The sequence below is a fragment of the Duncaniella freteri genome (genome assembly GCF_004766125.1).
Taxonomy (GTDB): Bacteria; Bacteroidota; Bacteroidia; order Bacteroidales; family Muribaculaceae; genus Duncaniella; species Duncaniella freteri.
On the sequence record NZ_SJSA01000001.1, the window covers coordinates 1,154,655 to 1,170,714 of the forward strand.

At 51.6% G+C, this 16,060-nt stretch carries 13 protein-coding genes; 10 read left to right on the plus strand and 3 right to left on the minus strand.

The features are described 5' to 3' along the window. Positions 1-157: 157 nt before the first annotated feature. Positions 158-760: a DUF4254 domain-containing protein gene (locus tag EZ315_RS04955; RefSeq protein ID WP_135471096.1), complete on the minus strand. Its 603-nt coding sequence runs from the start codon at positions 758-760 to the stop codon at positions 158-160. Between the two features lie 131 nt (positions 761-891). On the opposite strand from EZ315_RS04955, the gene EZ315_RS04960 reads away from it, so the two are divergent. Beyond that, positions 892-1,671 carry a radical SAM protein gene (locus EZ315_RS04960; RefSeq protein WP_135471097.1) on the plus strand — a complete coding sequence of 260 codons (780 nt, stop codon included), beginning with the start codon at positions 892-894 and terminating at the stop codon, positions 1,669-1,671. Between the two features lie 77 nt (positions 1,672-1,748). Beyond that, entirely contained in the window at positions 1,749-2,654 is a 906-nt protein-coding gene (locus EZ315_RS04965; RefSeq protein ID WP_135471098.1) for a S66 peptidase family protein, read from the plus strand. Between the two features lie 114 nt (positions 2,655-2,768). Here EZ315_RS04965 and frr read toward each other — a convergent pair whose 3' ends face one another. Both frr and pyrH read right to left on the minus strand, forming a co-directional pair. Beyond that, the gene (gene frr, locus EZ315_RS04970; RefSeq protein ID WP_135471099.1) at positions 2,769-3,326 is read right to left on the minus strand and encodes a ribosome recycling factor; all 558 of its coding nucleotides are present in this window, start codon (positions 3,324-3,326) and stop codon (positions 2,769-2,771) included. A gap of 29 nt (positions 3,327-3,355) precedes the next feature. Then, on the minus strand, positions 3,356-4,066 hold the full coding sequence (gene pyrH / locus EZ315_RS04975) for a UMP kinase (protein ID WP_135471100.1): 711 nt from the start codon (positions 4,064-4,066) through the stop codon (positions 3,356-3,358). Between the two features lie 195 nt (positions 4,067-4,261). On the opposite strand from pyrH, the gene EZ315_RS04980 reads away from it, so the two are divergent. From EZ315_RS04980 to EZ315_RS05015, 8 genes are all read left to right on the plus strand, one after another. Continuing rightward, on the plus strand, positions 4,262-4,966 hold the full coding sequence (locus tag EZ315_RS04980) for a response regulator transcription factor (RefSeq protein ID WP_135471101.1): 705 nt from the start codon (positions 4,262-4,264) through the stop codon (positions 4,964-4,966). 13 nt (positions 4,967-4,979) lie between these two features. Next, a complete protein-coding gene (locus EZ315_RS04985) occupies positions 4,980-5,573 on the plus strand; it encodes a ribonuclease HII (protein ID WP_135471912.1) in 594 nt (197 codons plus the stop codon). Between the two features lie 734 nt (positions 5,574-6,307). Further along, positions 6,308-6,892: a DUF3575 domain-containing protein gene (locus tag EZ315_RS04990; protein ID WP_135471102.1), complete on the plus strand. Its 585-nt coding sequence runs from the start codon at positions 6,308-6,310 to the stop codon at positions 6,890-6,892. 30 nt (positions 6,893-6,922) lie between these two features. Then, entirely contained in the window at positions 6,923-8,437 is a 1,515-nt protein-coding gene (locus EZ315_RS04995; RefSeq protein ID WP_135471103.1) for a DUF3868 domain-containing protein, read from the plus strand. Between the two features lie 41 nt (positions 8,438-8,478). Next, entirely contained in the window at positions 8,479-10,650 is a 2,172-nt protein-coding gene (locus tag EZ315_RS05000) for an Mfa1 family fimbria major subunit (RefSeq protein ID WP_170957469.1), read from the plus strand. Positions 10,651-10,659: 9 nt separating this feature from the next. Next, positions 10,660-11,685, plus strand: coding sequence for a FimB/Mfa2 family fimbrial subunit (locus EZ315_RS05005; protein ID WP_135471104.1), 1,026 nt, complete (start codon positions 10,660-10,662; stop codon positions 11,683-11,685). Further along, positions 11,682-12,899, plus strand: coding sequence for a fimbrial protein (locus EZ315_RS05010; protein ID WP_135471105.1), 1,218 nt, complete (start codon positions 11,682-11,684; stop codon positions 12,897-12,899). The genes EZ315_RS05005 and EZ315_RS05010 overlap by 4 nt, the downstream gene beginning before the upstream one ends. Positions 12,900-12,906: 7 nt before the next feature. After that, complete coding sequence (locus tag EZ315_RS05015) at positions 12,907-16,044, plus strand: DUF4906 domain-containing protein (RefSeq protein WP_135471106.1); 3,138 nt, start codon at positions 12,907-12,909, stop codon at positions 16,042-16,044. Positions 16,045-16,060: the final 16 nt, after the last annotated feature.

The following is a 16,060-nucleotide window of genomic DNA, read 5'->3' on the forward strand; positions in this document are numbered from 1 at the left end:
ATGTGTGGGACAGGACGAAATTTCTCACTGAAAAACGGTTGTCTTTTCAAGTTCAATGCGTCAATGACGGAGACTTGTCCCCTACCCTACCCCACAATTACCGGTCAAAAAATTTCACACCGGCGAGGCAGTCACAATCCTTGAAAAAATATTTCGACTATTTTTTATACAACACAGGATTAGTCGCCGGATCATTATACATCTTCATCTGGCGGTACACCTTCATATATTTTATGCCCGCGGCGATATCATCAAGCAGAGTGTCGATCGCAGTGGTAAGATCCGCCTGCTGCTGCAACAGTATATTGAGCTTCGCCTCACATTTCTCCTTATGTTCCGGCGAAGCGTCAGCGCGGCTGACCTCGGCAGCCATATGGAAAATCTTAAGCGCGAGAATTGACAGGCGGTCAAGAGCCCAAGCCGGCGACTCGGTATTGATAGTGGCATCCGGGCGTGGGGTCACGTCCGAATACTTCTCACGGAAATAAGTGTCGATCTCCTCTACCATATCGGTGCGGTCCTGGTTAGAGCGGTCGATACGACGCTTAAGCGCAAGGGCAGCCACAGGGTCGATATTCGGATCACGTATGATATCTTCGAGATGCCACTGCACTGCATCAATCCAATTCTTGGCAAACATCGTATGCTCGATCGTACCCTTCTCATAGGGATTAGCAACGATAGCATCCACGTCGTCAGTCTCATGATATTTCTGAGTCGTGGCATAAAAAATGTCGTAAAAATTCTGAGCAAGTTTCATGCTGGTAGCTTTGAAAGGTTAAGTGCACAAACCGCTCCAAGACGGTTCATATTGCAAATATGGGAAAAATATTCCAATATCCAAACTTATTTCCTCTTTAAAATTATTACCTTTGTAGAAACACTTCTCAAATGCAGACCGTACTCTTTCACTCCACAATCTTCGGGCCTATACATTCACGCCGGCTCGGGGTATCGTTAGGGGTAAACCTCACCCCCGACGACGGCAAGATATGCACATTCGACTGCCTGTATTGCGAGGCGGGGTTCAACGCCCAGGGGACTGGCACCACAGGACTCCCGCCACGCGAGACCGTGGCTCGCCTGCTCGAATCACGCCTCTCCGCCATGAAAGCAGCCGACCAGCCTCTCGATGTGATAACATTCTCCGGCAACGGCGAACCGACCGTGCACCCCGACTTTCACAATATAATCGACGACACCCTGCACATCCGCGACAGGTACTACCCAGATGCAAAAGTAAGCGTGCTCAGCAACTCCACACGCATCGACCGCCGGGAAGTACGCGAGGCTCTAATGAAAGTCGACAACAATATACTTAAGCTCGATTCAGCCATAACCGATACCATACGCCTTATCGACCGCCCTACCCTATCAAACTTTACGGCAGACAAAGTGATCGGCGAATTGGAAAAGTTCGGCAAGGACTGCATAATCCAGACTATGTTCCTGCGTGGTGAACATGACGGCAATCCCATCGACAACACCACCCCCCGGGAAGTGACCGCTCTCATCGAAGCCTACCGGCGCATAAACCCACGCGAAGTGATGATCTACTCCATTGACCGCACCACCCCGGCAGAACATCTTGAGAAAGTATCCCATGATGAGCTCAATGCCATCGCCCGACGCATCACATCCGAGACCGGAATACCAGTGCAGGTGGCATAGACCTGTACCCCCCAAAAAATCATTCAGGAAACCTCCGGCTATCCCCCTGAAGCACTCCAACTCTGATAACTTAATTTATGGAAATACTGACCCCGGCTCCCCTCAAGCATGGCGACAGGGTTGCCATAGTCGCCCCGTCCGGCATCATTAAACCGCAGACTGTTCATGACGCAGTCCCTGTAATCGTAGGGCAAGGATGGACCACCTACGTTGGCGAACACACTTTCGACCGTCGGGGCACATACGCAGGCTCCGACGACGACCGTTATTCCGATCTTGAATCAGCCCTGCTCGACCCTGCCACACGCGCCATAATATGCGCCCGAGGAGGATACGGAGCAGTACATCTGCTTGAGCGTCTTGACAAGCTGCCACTGCGCGACGACCCCAAATGGATAGCCGGCTACTCCGACATATCAGCACTCCATGCCCTCATGACAAAACATGGAATCCGCTCGATCCACGCCCCGATGTGCAAGCATCTTGCCGAAAACTCAGGTCGCGACGACGATTCCCGGCGGCTGTTCTCGATACTCCGCGGAGAGCATCAGGATGTGCGGCTTCCAAGCAATCCCCACAACCGCTGCGGCACAGCCACAGCCATCCTCACCGGAGGCAACCTTGCCGTCATAGCCGGACTCATATCCACCCCCTTTGACGTAATAAAGCCAGGCAATATCCTCTTCATCGAGGACATAGCCGAGCCTATATATAAGGTGGAACGCATACTCTATAACCTCAGGCTCAACGGCTCTCTCGCCAATCTTGCCGGGCTGATAGTGGGACGGTTCACTGACTATGACCCATCGCGCAACGACGACACCATGGAGGATATGATAGCCCGGATGGTGAGCCCCTACAGCTACCCCGTAGCCTTCGGAGCGCCCATTGGCCATGTGAGCCACAACATCCCCATGATATGCTCATCTACGGTCACACTTAACGTCACCTCCTCAGGTGGAAGTGTGACATATCACACATAAACCTCCCAAAACAGAATAGAAAGCAGAAACCGAATACAGGGATTATACCAAGCTGCCAATTGTCCTGACAGTCCATACGATCCCTGTATTCGGTTTCTACGTTCTATCCTGTATCTACACAGTCAGAATCTCCTTCTCCTTTGCGGCGAAGAGATCGTCAATCTTCTTGAGGAAACGGTCATGGAGCTTCTGAGCCTGCGCCTCCGCGTCCTTCTCCACATCCTCGCTCATGCCCTGCTTCACAGCCTTCTTCAGACCCTCTATTGCATCACGGCGAGCGTTACGCACCGACACCTTGGCGGTCTCAGCCTCAGCCTTCGACTGCTTTACCAGAGCCTTGCGGCGTTCCTCTGTGAGAGGCGGGATGCTCAGACGTATCACCTCGCCATTATTCTCAGGCGTGATGCCGAGCTCCGAGTTGATTATAGCCTTTTCGATCTCCTTGAACATCGCTTTCTCCCAAGGGGTGATAGTGATGGTGCGGGCATCGGGGACAGACACATTTGCCACCTGAGAGATGGGCATGGCAGAGCCGTAATACTCCACTCGTATTCCGTCAAGGATTTTAGGATTCGCCTTGCCGGCACGGATGTGGGCAAGAGACTCGTCGAGATAAGCCACGGCGAGTTCCATTTTCTCCTCTGCCGGGTTCAGATAATCGGAAGGTTCCATTGTCATGCTATATTTTGATGGTTTACAATTTAATACACTCTTGTGCCTATGTTCTCTCCGGCTATGACCTTGAGAAGATTGCCGGGGGTATCCATATCGAACACAACTATAGGCAGACCGTTCTCCCTGCACATAGCAGTGGCAGTGACATCCATCACTTTCAGCCCGCGTGCGAGCACCTCATCATAGGATATCTCGTCAAACTTCACCGCTGTGGGGTCCTTCTCCGGATCGGCAGTGTAGACACCGTCCACACGCGTGCCCTTGAGCATCACATCGGCACCGATCTCGATGCCGCGGAGCGCGCTCCCGGTATCGGTGGTGAAGAAAGGATTCCCGGTGCCTCCAGCCATAATGGCAACCTCGCCACCCTCGATAGCCTCGATGGCACGACGGTTGGAGTACTGCTCACCTATCGGATACATATTTATTGCCGTGAGCACTCGTGCCGGCTGTCCTATGCTTTCCAACGCTGACGAAAGAGCGAGCGAGTTGATCACCGTGGCAAGCATCCCCATCTGGTCACCCTTAACCCGGTCAAAGCCCTTTGCGGCTCCGGAGAGACCGCGGAATATATTACCGCCACCTATCACGATACCCACCTCAACACCCATGCCGACTATCTCGGCTATCTGGGCGGCATACTGCCCGAGGCGCACTGTGTCGATGCCATGGCCCTGCTCCCCCATAAGCGACTCGCCGCTGAGCTTGAGAAGGACACGTTTATATTTTGTCTCCATAAACTTTTTTATAGTTGTTGATAGGAACAAAGATAGGCATAATCCCTGAAACCGCATAAAATTTTATCCATCATTTTAGGATACGGAGCACATGCAATTACAATTCCGATTCAAAATTTATACAATTTTGTTACAGATGTAGGATATTTTTACAATATCTCGTAATTTTGCATTAAACATAAAGGTTCTAACATCTTGCAACAGACTCATTCACCTCTAATATTGATAATTGACAGCGACGCATACATAAAATCGCTGCTTGCCGACAACCTTAGAAGCGAAGGATACACGGTAGAAACCGTAGAATCTGCTTTAGAGGCTCTTGTGCTGCATCTGGACCGCTACTCCCTTATCATATCAGAAGTGGAACTCCCCGGCGAGATTGATGGCTTCGAACTTCTCGAACGAGTCAAGGACGACCCAATGACCTCGACCGTCCCCCTGATATTCTGCACTGTACGCGACAATGAGAACGACATTATAAAAGGGCTCAACGCCGGAGCCGACGACTATATAATACGACCTTTCTCCCTGCGAGAGATGCTTGCACGAGTGCGATCGGTGCTACGCCGCCACCGCAACATGGCTCCCGCATCCAATATGCGCACCATAGAGTACCGAACCCTCATACTCAATGTCGATTCCCACGGACTACTCATCGACGGAGAGTCCGTATCGCTATCACCCACTGAATTCTCCATACTCACACTCCTGCTGCGCTCTCGCAACAGGATGTTCAAGCGCGAAGAGATATTAGCCGCCGCATGGCCTGGCGAAGAGCTCAACAACCCGCGCCTGGTAGACGTGAACATATCGCGCCTGCGCAAGAAACTTTCAACCTACTCCCGACATCTCGTCAACAAGTCGGGTCTCGGATACGGTTTTGTCGATGAAGCGTGAGACACAGGGCAAAATGAAACGCCCACCCGAAATCCTCCCGACAGCCACCACGGCATTCATCCTCGAAGCCGGATGCGACGAAGCCGGGCGCGGCTGCCTCGCAGGTCCGGTGTGCGCTGCTGCGGTTATACTTCCCGATGGCTACACCAATCCCCTGCTCAACGACTCCAAGAAACTCACCGAGCATCAGCGCGAGCAGCTCCGGCCTATCATAGAGCGCGACGCCCTGGCATGGGGTGTGGGATGGGCAACAAACGAAGAGATCGACGACATCAACATCCTCAACGCATCCATCCTTGCCATGCATCGTGCCCTCGACTCACTGGGCGTGCAGCCGGGACAGATAGCCGTTGACGGCAACCGGTTCAAACCTTATCGCGACATCCCCCACGTCACCATAGTCAAAGGCGACGGCAAGTACGCCAATATCGCCGCCGCATCGATACTCGCCAAGACCCACCGCGACGAATGGATGCGCCGGGCTGCAATACAGCACCCAGGCTACAGATGGGAAGTCAACAAGGGATACCCCACCGCCGACCATCGTGCCGCAATAGCCGAGATCGGCACCACCCCCCTGCACCGGCTCACATTCCGCCTCTCCTGACATAATGCCTGAACCATCCGGCAGTCACCAGAATCCAACGTCAGAACTGTACTCAATGCCAGTATGTTAAAAAACGCTAATCATACTTAATCTAATTTGCCGAAAAGAAAAAAAACTGTAATTTTGCATAATGGTATATCAACGTGTTCAGACCTTAAAACATCGGGACACAACAATCTGGTTTCTCTGATATTTACCCCTGCATATCCAATCATTTTTTAACTTAACTCTACTGGGGGTATTGACATTCTAACCTTAAGATTATATCTTCGTTTACTGAACCTATCGTTCACCAAAACAGTTGAAATGAAAACCTATCTTGACATAGACTGTATAAGGCTAATTGCGGTTGCAGGAGTAAAAATCACCCCCCCCCAATTCGCTAAACACTTCATTTCCAAAAAGTTACACATCCTACATAAACATCAGCTCACCTGACACACGGCAGATAGCCGCTTCAACCACAGAAGCGCAGTCTGACCGTGCAGTTTGTCATATCCGTACCCAAAGTACCGGACACAACCTCTGCGACTCGCTCCCCGCTCGACCGGCCCTCACCCTGCTGCAACATTACACATGTAAGCCGGGTCTAACCATCAGTCACATAGCTCTCTCTGAAATTTAGTTCTAACCGCACAGGTCTCCTCATCCACAACGATTAACATAGATCTCAATCATACAATCCATATCAACGCTTGTTATATTTATACAGCAAAATAGTGTCACCATATGCTATGAAACTAAAATATCTATTATCAGTAATCCTACTGAGCCTAATTGGCTTGGTGGAAGCCAGAGGGCAGGATGTAGCAATCAAGACCGATCTGCTCAAGGACATTGTGCTTACCCCAACGGTAAGTGCCGAATTCGGCATCGCGCCTAAATGGACCATTGAAGGTACCGCCGAGCTTAACGCTTGGGCTGTCAACGACCACTACTGGAAGCACTGGATGCTCATGCCTGAAGGCCGCTATTGGTTCTGCCAGCGGTTCGCAGGTCATTTCGTGGGTGCACACATCCTGGGTGGACAGTACAATTTCGGTAACCTTGACAACGACATCAAGTTTCTGGGCACCGACTTCTCCAAACTCTCCGACGAGCGTCACCAGGGATGGATGGCAGGAGCAGGCATCGCCTACGGCTATTCATGGATACTCGACAAGCGATGGAACATCGAAGCCGAAATAGGCATAGGATGGGTCCACACATGGTATGACGTATACCCGTGTGCACATTGCGGCAAAAAGACACGCACCAACCAGCAACACAACTACTTCGGTCCCACCAAGGCAGCAATCAATCTTATATACACATTCTGACAGCCTCCCGGGCAAGAAACTTTACAGCTTATGAAACGTAATCATTTCATTTCATCACTCATGCTCCTCGCAATGGGGCTGACTGCCTATGCCGGGGAGACAGCGATCAACGCCTCACAAGCCTACACCCCGCTGAAGGTCTACGACATGGCGGCTCGTGTGGACGAGTCGTCACGTTCGATCGCCATCACAATCGATCTCAACATGGCTGACATGCACCTGTCGCGCGACCGCGAAATGGTGTTCACCCCCATGATTATCAGCGAAAACGGAGCCGACAGCCTCGAACTCAGCCCCATAATAGTAGCCGGACGCAACCGCTACTACTGGCACATGAGAAACCCCGAGTTCGATGCCCCCGGCACCAAAGTGTACCGCGCAGGCTCCAAGGAGCACGCACAGTACAAGGAGCTCATTGACTTCCAACCCTGGATGAACCGCTCCACCATCGAGATGCGCCAGGAATCCGCCACATGCTGTGACGACCCCATACCCTACCCCGGACCTTCGCGTCACGGCAATGTGGAGCTCGCTGTCATCGACACCAGCCGCCCGGCAGTCGAAGGTGACTTCGTGTTCACACCGCCGGTCGATGCCGGACCGGTAGTCAAGAAGATCGAAGGCTCGGCATTCGTGACATTTGTAGTCAACCGCACTGAGCTTAAGCCCGACTACATGATCAACCGCCAGGAGCTTGCAAAGATCATCAACTCCATCGACTTCGTGCGCAAGGACAAGGACGCGACCATCACGCACGTCCACATCAAAGGCTTCGCATCACCCGAAGGCCCCTACCTCAATAACGTGCGCCTCGCCACCGGACGTACCGAGACCCTCCGCCGCTACGTGCGCGACCTCTACTCATTCCCCGACACCACCATCACCTCATCCTTCGAGCCTGAGGACTGGGCAGGACTGCGCACCTGGGTAGCCGACTCCGTAACCCCGGCACTCGCCAACCGCCAGGGACTGCTCGCGATAATCGACGGCACACTTGAGTACGATGCACGCGACCACGCGCTCCGCACCTACTACCCTGAGGATTATGCTGTCATACTCAAAGAGATATACCCATGGCTGCGCCATTCCGACTACACAGTCACCTACTCGATACGCACATACACCACTATCGATGAGATACGTGCCGCCTACAGCAGCGACCCAACACGCCTGCGTGCCATCGACTTCTACACCCTCGCACAGAGCTATCCGGTAGGGAGCCGCGAATACTGCGACGTGTTCGAGAAAGCTGTGGAGATCTATCCCGACGACCAGGGATGCAACCTTAACGCTGCCAATATCGAGATGCGGCGCGGCGAGTACGACAAGGCGCAGAGCCATCTTCTCAAGGCAGGCAACACCCCCCACGCCACCTTTGCCAGAGGGGTACTTGCAGCCCGTCGTGCCGACTACCGCGAGGCTCGCAGCCTGTTCGAGAAAGCACGCGAAGCCGGCATACCTCAGGCACAGACCTATCTCGACAAGATATCCGACATTCAGAACCACAGTGCAGTAACAGTAACAGTGCCACTGACCAAGAAATAAACATCGACCCTTAATAATAGTAACTAAACATCACATAAGATATGAACAAACTACTCACACTTTTCGTCAGTGCAGCTGCTATAGCCATGTGCTCCTGTTCCGACGACAAGCTCACAGGTGACGTACCCTACCAGCCGGAAAATCCCGACAACGGACAAAGCGTTCAGTTCACACTCTCCATCGACCTTCCTTCCGCAAAAGGATCTCGCAGCGAGACCACCGATCCTGACAACAATAACGGAAGCACCAGCAACGACGGTGTAGAGATAGGCAAGGACTATGAAAACATGATCTCCAATGCCATCGTAGTGATAGCCGATGCAACCAACAACGGATATATCACAGCAGCAGAGATCAAAAGCAACAATCTACATGCAAGCGACGACAAGACCCGCTACACAGCATCGTCAAGCTTCTCACAGTCACAGCTCAGCGAGTACTATCAGAAACTGCCGGGCAATCAGCAGGTAAAAGCCAACATATTTGTGTTCTGTAATCCCACCCAGGAACTTAGAGACATCCTTTTCGGCAATGACACAAAAACAGTCAAACCAGAACTGGGATCGACCGAGTGGATCAACTCTGTGCTGAACCACACCTCCAAGACAGCCATATGGAACAAGAACGGATTCCTTATGAGCAACAGCACCATAAGCACCTGCGAGCTTCCGAGAACAATTCAGGACTGGAACTACTATACCTCCGAGGACAAACCATTCAATCTCTCAGGCAACAATCCTGACCTTAACATTGACAACAATCAGGCTATACGCGTGGAGCGAGTTGCAGCACGCTTTGACTTCCGCGACGGTTCTGTCGACGGCAAAAACGATGCCACCCTCAACGGTATCGGCGACTTCACATATGAGGTAGTCACTGACTGGGCTACAAAGGACCCGATTGTCAACGTGACTCTTCAGAAAATGGCGTTTGTAAACATGAACAAGACGTTCTACGCACTCCGCCATGTGTCAGGCGACGGCCGTCCCGTCAACAGTGAGATATGCAAGCCTGAGCTGCCATGGGTATTCCAGAACGGCACTATAGTAGAACCTTACGGCAACTATGTGGTCGACGGTAACTACACATGGAAAGAAGAAGCCCTCGCAGCCTTCGCCAACATCTCCTCATCCAACACCTACAATTTCAGCGAAGGACTTGAATATCCGCTCTTCAACCCCGACGGAAGCATCGACAATACAGGTGACGGAACGGACAACTGGGGCACATCCATATGCGCAGAGGTGATCAACGGCGAACAGGACAATGACCAAGAGTGGAACAAACCCGGCAACAAGGGTGACTACCACATATGGCGATATGCCACCGAAAACACCATCGCCGGAATATCCGACCAGAAGAACGGCGTCTCGACCGGAATCGTGTTCAAAGGTAAAATGTCTGCTCCAAAAGCTCTTGAAAGCAGCACTGACGAGGCACTAAGGACCCTCGCAACCATCCTCAACGACAACGGAGCCGGCCTTGGCGACCACGAAACAGCACCAATCCTCTACAGCTTCGCCAACAACCTCTATGTGAGCTGGCACAACATCTTCAAAGCAGCCATCAAGGAGGCGATTCCCGGATTCAAGAAGATTGAAGGCACCGACAACTGGCAGCCCACAGAAATCACACGCAGCACAGGCCTGTTCAAGGCCGTGTTCGGAGAAGGCGGTTTCGGCACTCTTAGATTCCAGATTGTCAGCAAAGATGCCAACGGCAATGTGACCGACTACAATATTGTGACCGACAAAAACGCCACCAATTTCGAGACAGCTATCGACACGGAAGTAACATACAATGACAAATGCGCCGACAAGGCATGGAATGACTGGAACAACGCCGGAAAGCCTGCCAACGGAGATATAAAGGACGCCTTCAAGGCTGCTGTCACCGGAGCTGACATCACCATCTATCAGCGCAGCAACGACAACAAGTTCGGATGGGGCTACTACTGCTACTATTACTACTGGAACCGTCACAACGACAACAGAAACAACGGCGTGATGGGTCCGATGGAATTCGCTGTGGTCCGCAACAATGTCTACAAGATCGCTGTCACCAAGCTCAGCCGTCTCGGACATCCGCGCATCTCTGAAAACGATCCCGAGAACCCCACCCCCGACACCGACGATGAAGTAAACAACGTATACATCACCGTCGAGACTGAGACCCTCCCATGGGTAGTACGCATCAACAACATAGAATTCTAAACAACAGCAATGAAACTGTTCGGACGAAATATCATCAAATCAATCATCTGCACGGCAATAGCAGCCGTGCAGGGGATTGCCTTCACCGCATGCGACTCCATAATCTACAACGATCTGGATCCATGCCCCGAAGGGCTCAGGCTGCGTTTCGTCTATGACTACAACATGGAGTTTGCCAACGCATTCTACTCTCAGGTCGACTGCCTGACACTCCATGTGTACGACAAAGACGGGAACTATGTGGCAACACGCACCGAAACTGCCCGCGACCTGCTCTCCGACGAGAACTGGCGCATGACACTCGACCTCCCGGCAGGGGAATACAACCTCATAGCCTACGGAGGCATGGCCTGCACACAAAGCTCTTTTGCCTACAGCACCGTACCATCGACCGGAACGAAGATGCAGGACATCAACGTGTTTCTAAAGCCTGAGAGCATCACTCAGCCCAATGGCACCAAACTCCACGACCTCTTCTACGGCAACCTCAACATCACCATTCCCGAGGCGAGCGACGACTACACCGAGGCAACAGTGGAAATGATGAAGGACACCAACAATCTCCGCATCGTGCTCCAGCATCTCAGCGGACGCCCTGTCAACCATGAGGACTTCACCTACACCCTCACAGCCGACAACACCCGCCTCGACCATGCCAACGATGTTGTAAGCACAGGTATCACCACCTATAATCCATGGGCGACAGGCAATGTGCTCGCCGGAATCAACGGATTCGACGGCAGCGACGTGCAGGCAGCCTATGCCGAGTTCAGCACATCGCGCTTCATTCACGGAGCAGAGCCGCGCCTCACCATATGCCGCGCCTCCGACGGCAGGCAGGTGGTGTCGATACCCCTTGTCAACTACCTCCTAATGCTCAAGAGCCAGGAGTTTGCCGACATGGAATCTCAGGAGTTCCTCGACCGTGAAAGCCGGTGGAAAATGGTATTCTTCCTTGACGAAGGCAATACCTGGATAAACACCCAGATAGTCATAAACGACTGGGTGGTACGTATCAACGACACTGAATTATGATGACCAAACTATTAGGACACATATCTCTCACAGGACTCATTGCAGGGATGATATTGGCATCGTGCTCAAGCGATGACAATATCACCCAGGCAACCATGCCCGCGGAGGACGGTCCCATTGTCAACCTCAGCTTCTCGGTTGTGGTCCACGATGCTGCCGACAACTCATCACGCTCAAGTGTAGTCACCATCCCCGACAAGGACAACTTCTTCGAAGGTGTGGACTCGAAGTACGAGAAGATACGCACTCTCCGTGTCATAATCCTCCATCAGGACGATGAGACCGTGGAGCACAACAAAGTGTTCACCCTCAGTGAAGACGGAGATGTGCGCTACGACTATATGAAATTCAAGGTGAGAGGTGGCGAAAAGAAGAGAATATATCTCTTCGCAAATGAGCAGAGCATCGACTACAACTTCGACAATCTGAAAGTCAATTCCAGATTCCCCACCTCGGAGATAGCCGACCTTACCATACAAGCCACCGACGGACTGCTCATCGACAACACCGGGACCGAGAAACGTTACATACCCATGAGCGAAGTGTGGAGCGACATCGACATAAAGATGCCACAGAACCCTGAGGACTACAACCAGACACTCTCGCCTCTGTTCCTCACCCGCGCCGGAGTCAAGTTCACATTCACTGTGAAAGCTCTCGACGGAGCCGGACTCGCCCTGTCGAAAATAAGCTTCAACCGCCTTGCCGACAAGCAGTATCTACTGCCACGCGACACGAAGTACTCACCCGAGAAAGGAAAGCCGTCAATATCGAATTTCCCTGCCGATCCTGATGCGGATATTCCGGGACGCTTCATAACCGAATACAAAGTGCCTGCCGACACAACCCACAGCACCTACGATTTCACCGTCAATAATGTGGAGCTTGATGGGCTCGACGGTACCACTCCCGAAAAGACCTACACCTGGTATAAGCCTATGTACTTCTGTGAAAGCGGATATGACAAACCATATTCCGTAGCCATCACAGTAGCGTCGAAAAGCACCGACAAGGATGGAAAGGTGATTTACACCGATCCCTATACATTCACCCCCAAAGAGCTTGACAACCTTCCCATCCTGCCGCGCAACACTCACGTGAAAGTGAATATAACACTCGGCAAAGCCGGTATAACATGTGATGTCAAGCTTATACCCTATACCGAAATAATTCTTAACCCTGACTTCGGACTTGACGTACGAACAGTAAGATAGTATTAAAATGATTGACAGACTCATAAAATACATTCTCATCTTTACACTTGCCTCTGCCGTGGCAAGCTGTACCGACGAGATACTGCTTGACAACCAAGGCATTGTCGAAGGCGATGCTACCGTGAGCAGCACAATCATATTCAAGGACTTGGCAAAGTCCAGCCTTGGAGGCAGCAGGTCAGCCGGCAACGCAGTGAAACAGATAAGCAATCTCTGTGTCCTCGTCTACAGTGCCGACGGCTCCGAACTTAAGCACCATTATTATGCCGATGCCGAGAACGGCTCCCACAATTTCGACTCATTCTCGATCGACAAGGAGGGCAACTCCGGACGTCCTGACGGCGACAACGGCACAAGCGCGGAGGGCACTACCCCCTCAGCCCGACTGACTTTCAAGATACCCAACGGCAAATACCAGATGTTTGCCGTTGCCAACATGGGTGATATCACCCGCGATCCTGATCTTGGTGAGCAGTGCAAGACTGTGGACGGACTCAAATCCATCCGCCTGAACTGGATCGACAAAGGTGAAGGCGACCTTTACGCCATCGACAGCAACACCAACAATCAGATGCTCGGGTATTTCACCAAGGACAATACCGCCGACCGTAATTTCACAGCCCCGGCTGTTGCTGTAGTCGGCAACACGCAGCTGCATTGCTGGCTGCGCCGTGCCGCCTCAAAGGTCACAGTCGCCTTCGACGGCTCCAGACTTGTCAACGGCGTGCGAATATATCTCAAATCGGTAGAAATAAAGGATATACCCATATCCTGCCCCCTGGGCAAGAAAAACACGCCCGATGCTGATGACCAGGTGAAGCAGGGTGAGATAATCTACTACCCCAATGCATCCGCCGATGCCACCAACTATGAGGAATGGCCGGTGATCAACCTCGGTCACCCTAAATATCCTGCTGAAAATCCCCATGGAGAAACGGTGCCCGCACTGTTTTTCTACGAAAACATGCAGGGTAACGAAACCGACAACCCCGACATCAAGGACAAGCGTCAGGATCATGACAAGGATGGTTCCCTCGACGCTCCGGGTCTCCCCGGCGATCCCGGATACATAGCAAAGGACGACGTAAAATACGGTTCCTACATTGAAGTCCACGCCCACTATGACGCACGCTACAGCGACCGCCCGAGCAATGGCGACATCATATACCGCTTCATGCTCGGAAAGGATGTGATAAAGGACTATGATGCCGACCGCAACCACCATTTCAAACTCACTCTCTGCTTCAACGGCTATGCCAACGACGTGGACTGGCACATCGAATATGAGGAGGAAGTTGATCTGATCGCTCCTGACCCCTACTACATCTCATATCTCTACGACCAGGAAGCTGTGCTGCCCATACGCCTTAAAGGCACCGATTTCAGCAACGTCTATCTCAAGGCTGAAATCATCGAGAACAACTGGCATCCCGACACTGACGACAATGTATATTGGAAAGGGACTGTACATAATGACGGACCTTGGCACGGATTTCTCTCTCTCACAGATACCAAAGAAAAAATAATCGGTGACGGCCTGCATCACACTAATGATGCCCTATGGAATAAGAATGAATATAACAAGGTCCTCGCAACCATCGACGGAGATCCCCAAAGCCGAGGAGTCCGCATCTACCGGAATCTCAGTAAAGGCGAGTATCCCAACGATGAAGTGGGAGGGTATACAGTTGACCAGAACGATAAAGGCATTGTGGTAAACGTGCCGTTCTATTCGCGCGCAAAGCAGATGGTACCCACATCAGGATACACGGGAAACAATCCATATGAGGCATACCGTCGTTCCGCAAAAGTCAAACTGACATTGTACGACAATACAACCAATAAGCCTGTCACCGGTGACGACGGTTCTGAAAAGTCCCAGACCGTAACCATATATCAGGTGCGACGCTGTGTAAATCCCAAAGGTGTATGGCGCAGCTGGAACAACAGCGAATCATTCCATGTGCAGATGAAGATTCTTGAAAGCGAATATGCAACCAGTTTCACAGGCTACGAGTCCGACGGTCCGTGGAGAGCTAAAGTGGAGACCAATCCAACCGGACTGATCTCGCTCCGTCCATCCAACGGCGAAAACTTCAAAAACGGATGGCTTCAGGGCAAAGACTTCACCATGATGGATTTCCACATTGATTTCAATGGCACATGCACATCCAAAGAAGAAGTGAGATGCGCAATCGTGCTCGTGGAATACAACAACTACACCTGCAAGCACCGTATACTGGTACGTCAGGGCTATGCCCCCATAGCTCTTAATGATGCAAATATCAAATGGCACACATGCAACATGTACAGCGCGACAGAGGAGACCCTCTCTCCGCTTGAAGAGGGCTCCATGTTCCGCTTCGGAAACTGGAATGATGCCATCCTTGCATCCAACAACAAGACCTATGGATTTCAAGCACCTGTGGGGGATAATACTCTTGCTCTCGCAGGAGGTAATGATAAGAAATGGTCCGATATAACATCCCAAGAGAGCACTGATATTAATACTCCTGTCAGCTTCGCCGATACCAAGGTCAAAAATGTGATCGGCTACGACAATAATACCGAAACTAACGTCAGGGTAGCCACCATAGAGGATTACGAAAACCTTCGAGATGCTACCAACCGAGAGTTCGCCTACGGAGTTCTTTATGGTGACGGTGCTACTGAAACAATGGAAAGCATTGAAGATGTATATGAATATTACCGCATAGAGAATGGTGGTAGAGGTTATCCTGAATCCAATCGCGGTATGAGAGGCTGTTTCGTATTCAACACAGAAAATGGCAACAATCTGTTCTTTCCCATCGGTGCTACCGGTTACGGACAAAGGAGGACTGAACATGCATGGTATGGAGAAACTCAACTTGGCGCAGGACGCCTGCAATACGCATGGCGAAATGAAGAATACAAGAAGAAAGATGAGTTAGGCTACCGACCATTGTTCCTTGACGTATACCGCCGTCCGGGTGCGATATATTGGGTACGCACCATACCGACGAATCCGACGAATAAGAACAAAAAATATTGCTTCCTTGACATCAACTATTTCACATTCGACTTTAGTCCTGGTGAAACAGAACCGACCTTGGGCACCGGCACAAGCGCATGCTTCATCAGATGTGTTGAAGAAATCCCCTAAGTATTCATTCGGCATA

Excerpts from the sequence above, each read along its gene's own strand:
- EZ315_RS05000 (WP_170957469.1), top strand. The coding sequence starts at position 8,479 with ATGAACAAACTACTCACACTTTTCGTCAGTGCAGCTGCTATAGCCATG.
- EZ315_RS04960 (WP_135471097.1), top strand. The coding sequence starts at position 892 with ATGCAGACCGTACTCTTTCACTCCACAATCTTCGGGCCTATACATTCA.
- EZ315_RS04995 (WP_135471103.1), top strand. The coding sequence starts at position 6,923 with ATGAAACGTAATCATTTCATTTCATCACTCATGCTCCTCGCAATGGGG.
- EZ315_RS04990 (WP_135471102.1), top strand. The coding sequence starts at position 6,308 with ATGAAACTAAAATATCTATTATCAGTAATCCTACTGAGCCTAATTGGC.
- EZ315_RS05005 (WP_135471104.1), top strand. The coding sequence starts at position 10,660 with ATGAAACTGTTCGGACGAAATATCATCAAATCAATCATCTGCACGGCA.
- EZ315_RS04985 (WP_135471912.1), top strand. The coding sequence starts at position 4,980 with ATGAAACGCCCACCCGAAATCCTCCCGACAGCCACCACGGCATTCATC.
- EZ315_RS04965 (WP_135471098.1), top strand. The coding sequence starts at position 1,749 with ATGGAAATACTGACCCCGGCTCCCCTCAAGCATGGCGACAGGGTTGCC.
- frr (WP_135471099.1), bottom strand. The coding sequence starts at position 3,326 with ATGGAACCTTCCGATTATCTGAACCCGGCAGAGGAGAAAATGGAACTC.
- EZ315_RS05010 (WP_135471105.1), top strand. The coding sequence starts at position 11,682 with ATGATGACCAAACTATTAGGACACATATCTCTCACAGGACTCATTGCA.
- pyrH (WP_135471100.1), bottom strand. The coding sequence starts at position 4,066 with ATGGAGACAAAATATAAACGTGTCCTTCTCAAGCTCAGCGGCGAGTCG.
- EZ315_RS05015 (WP_135471106.1), top strand. The coding sequence starts at position 12,907 with ATGATTGACAGACTCATAAAATACATTCTCATCTTTACACTTGCCTCT.
- EZ315_RS04955 (WP_135471096.1), bottom strand. The coding sequence starts at position 760 with ATGAAACTTGCTCAGAATTTTTACGACATTTTTTATGCCACGACTCAG.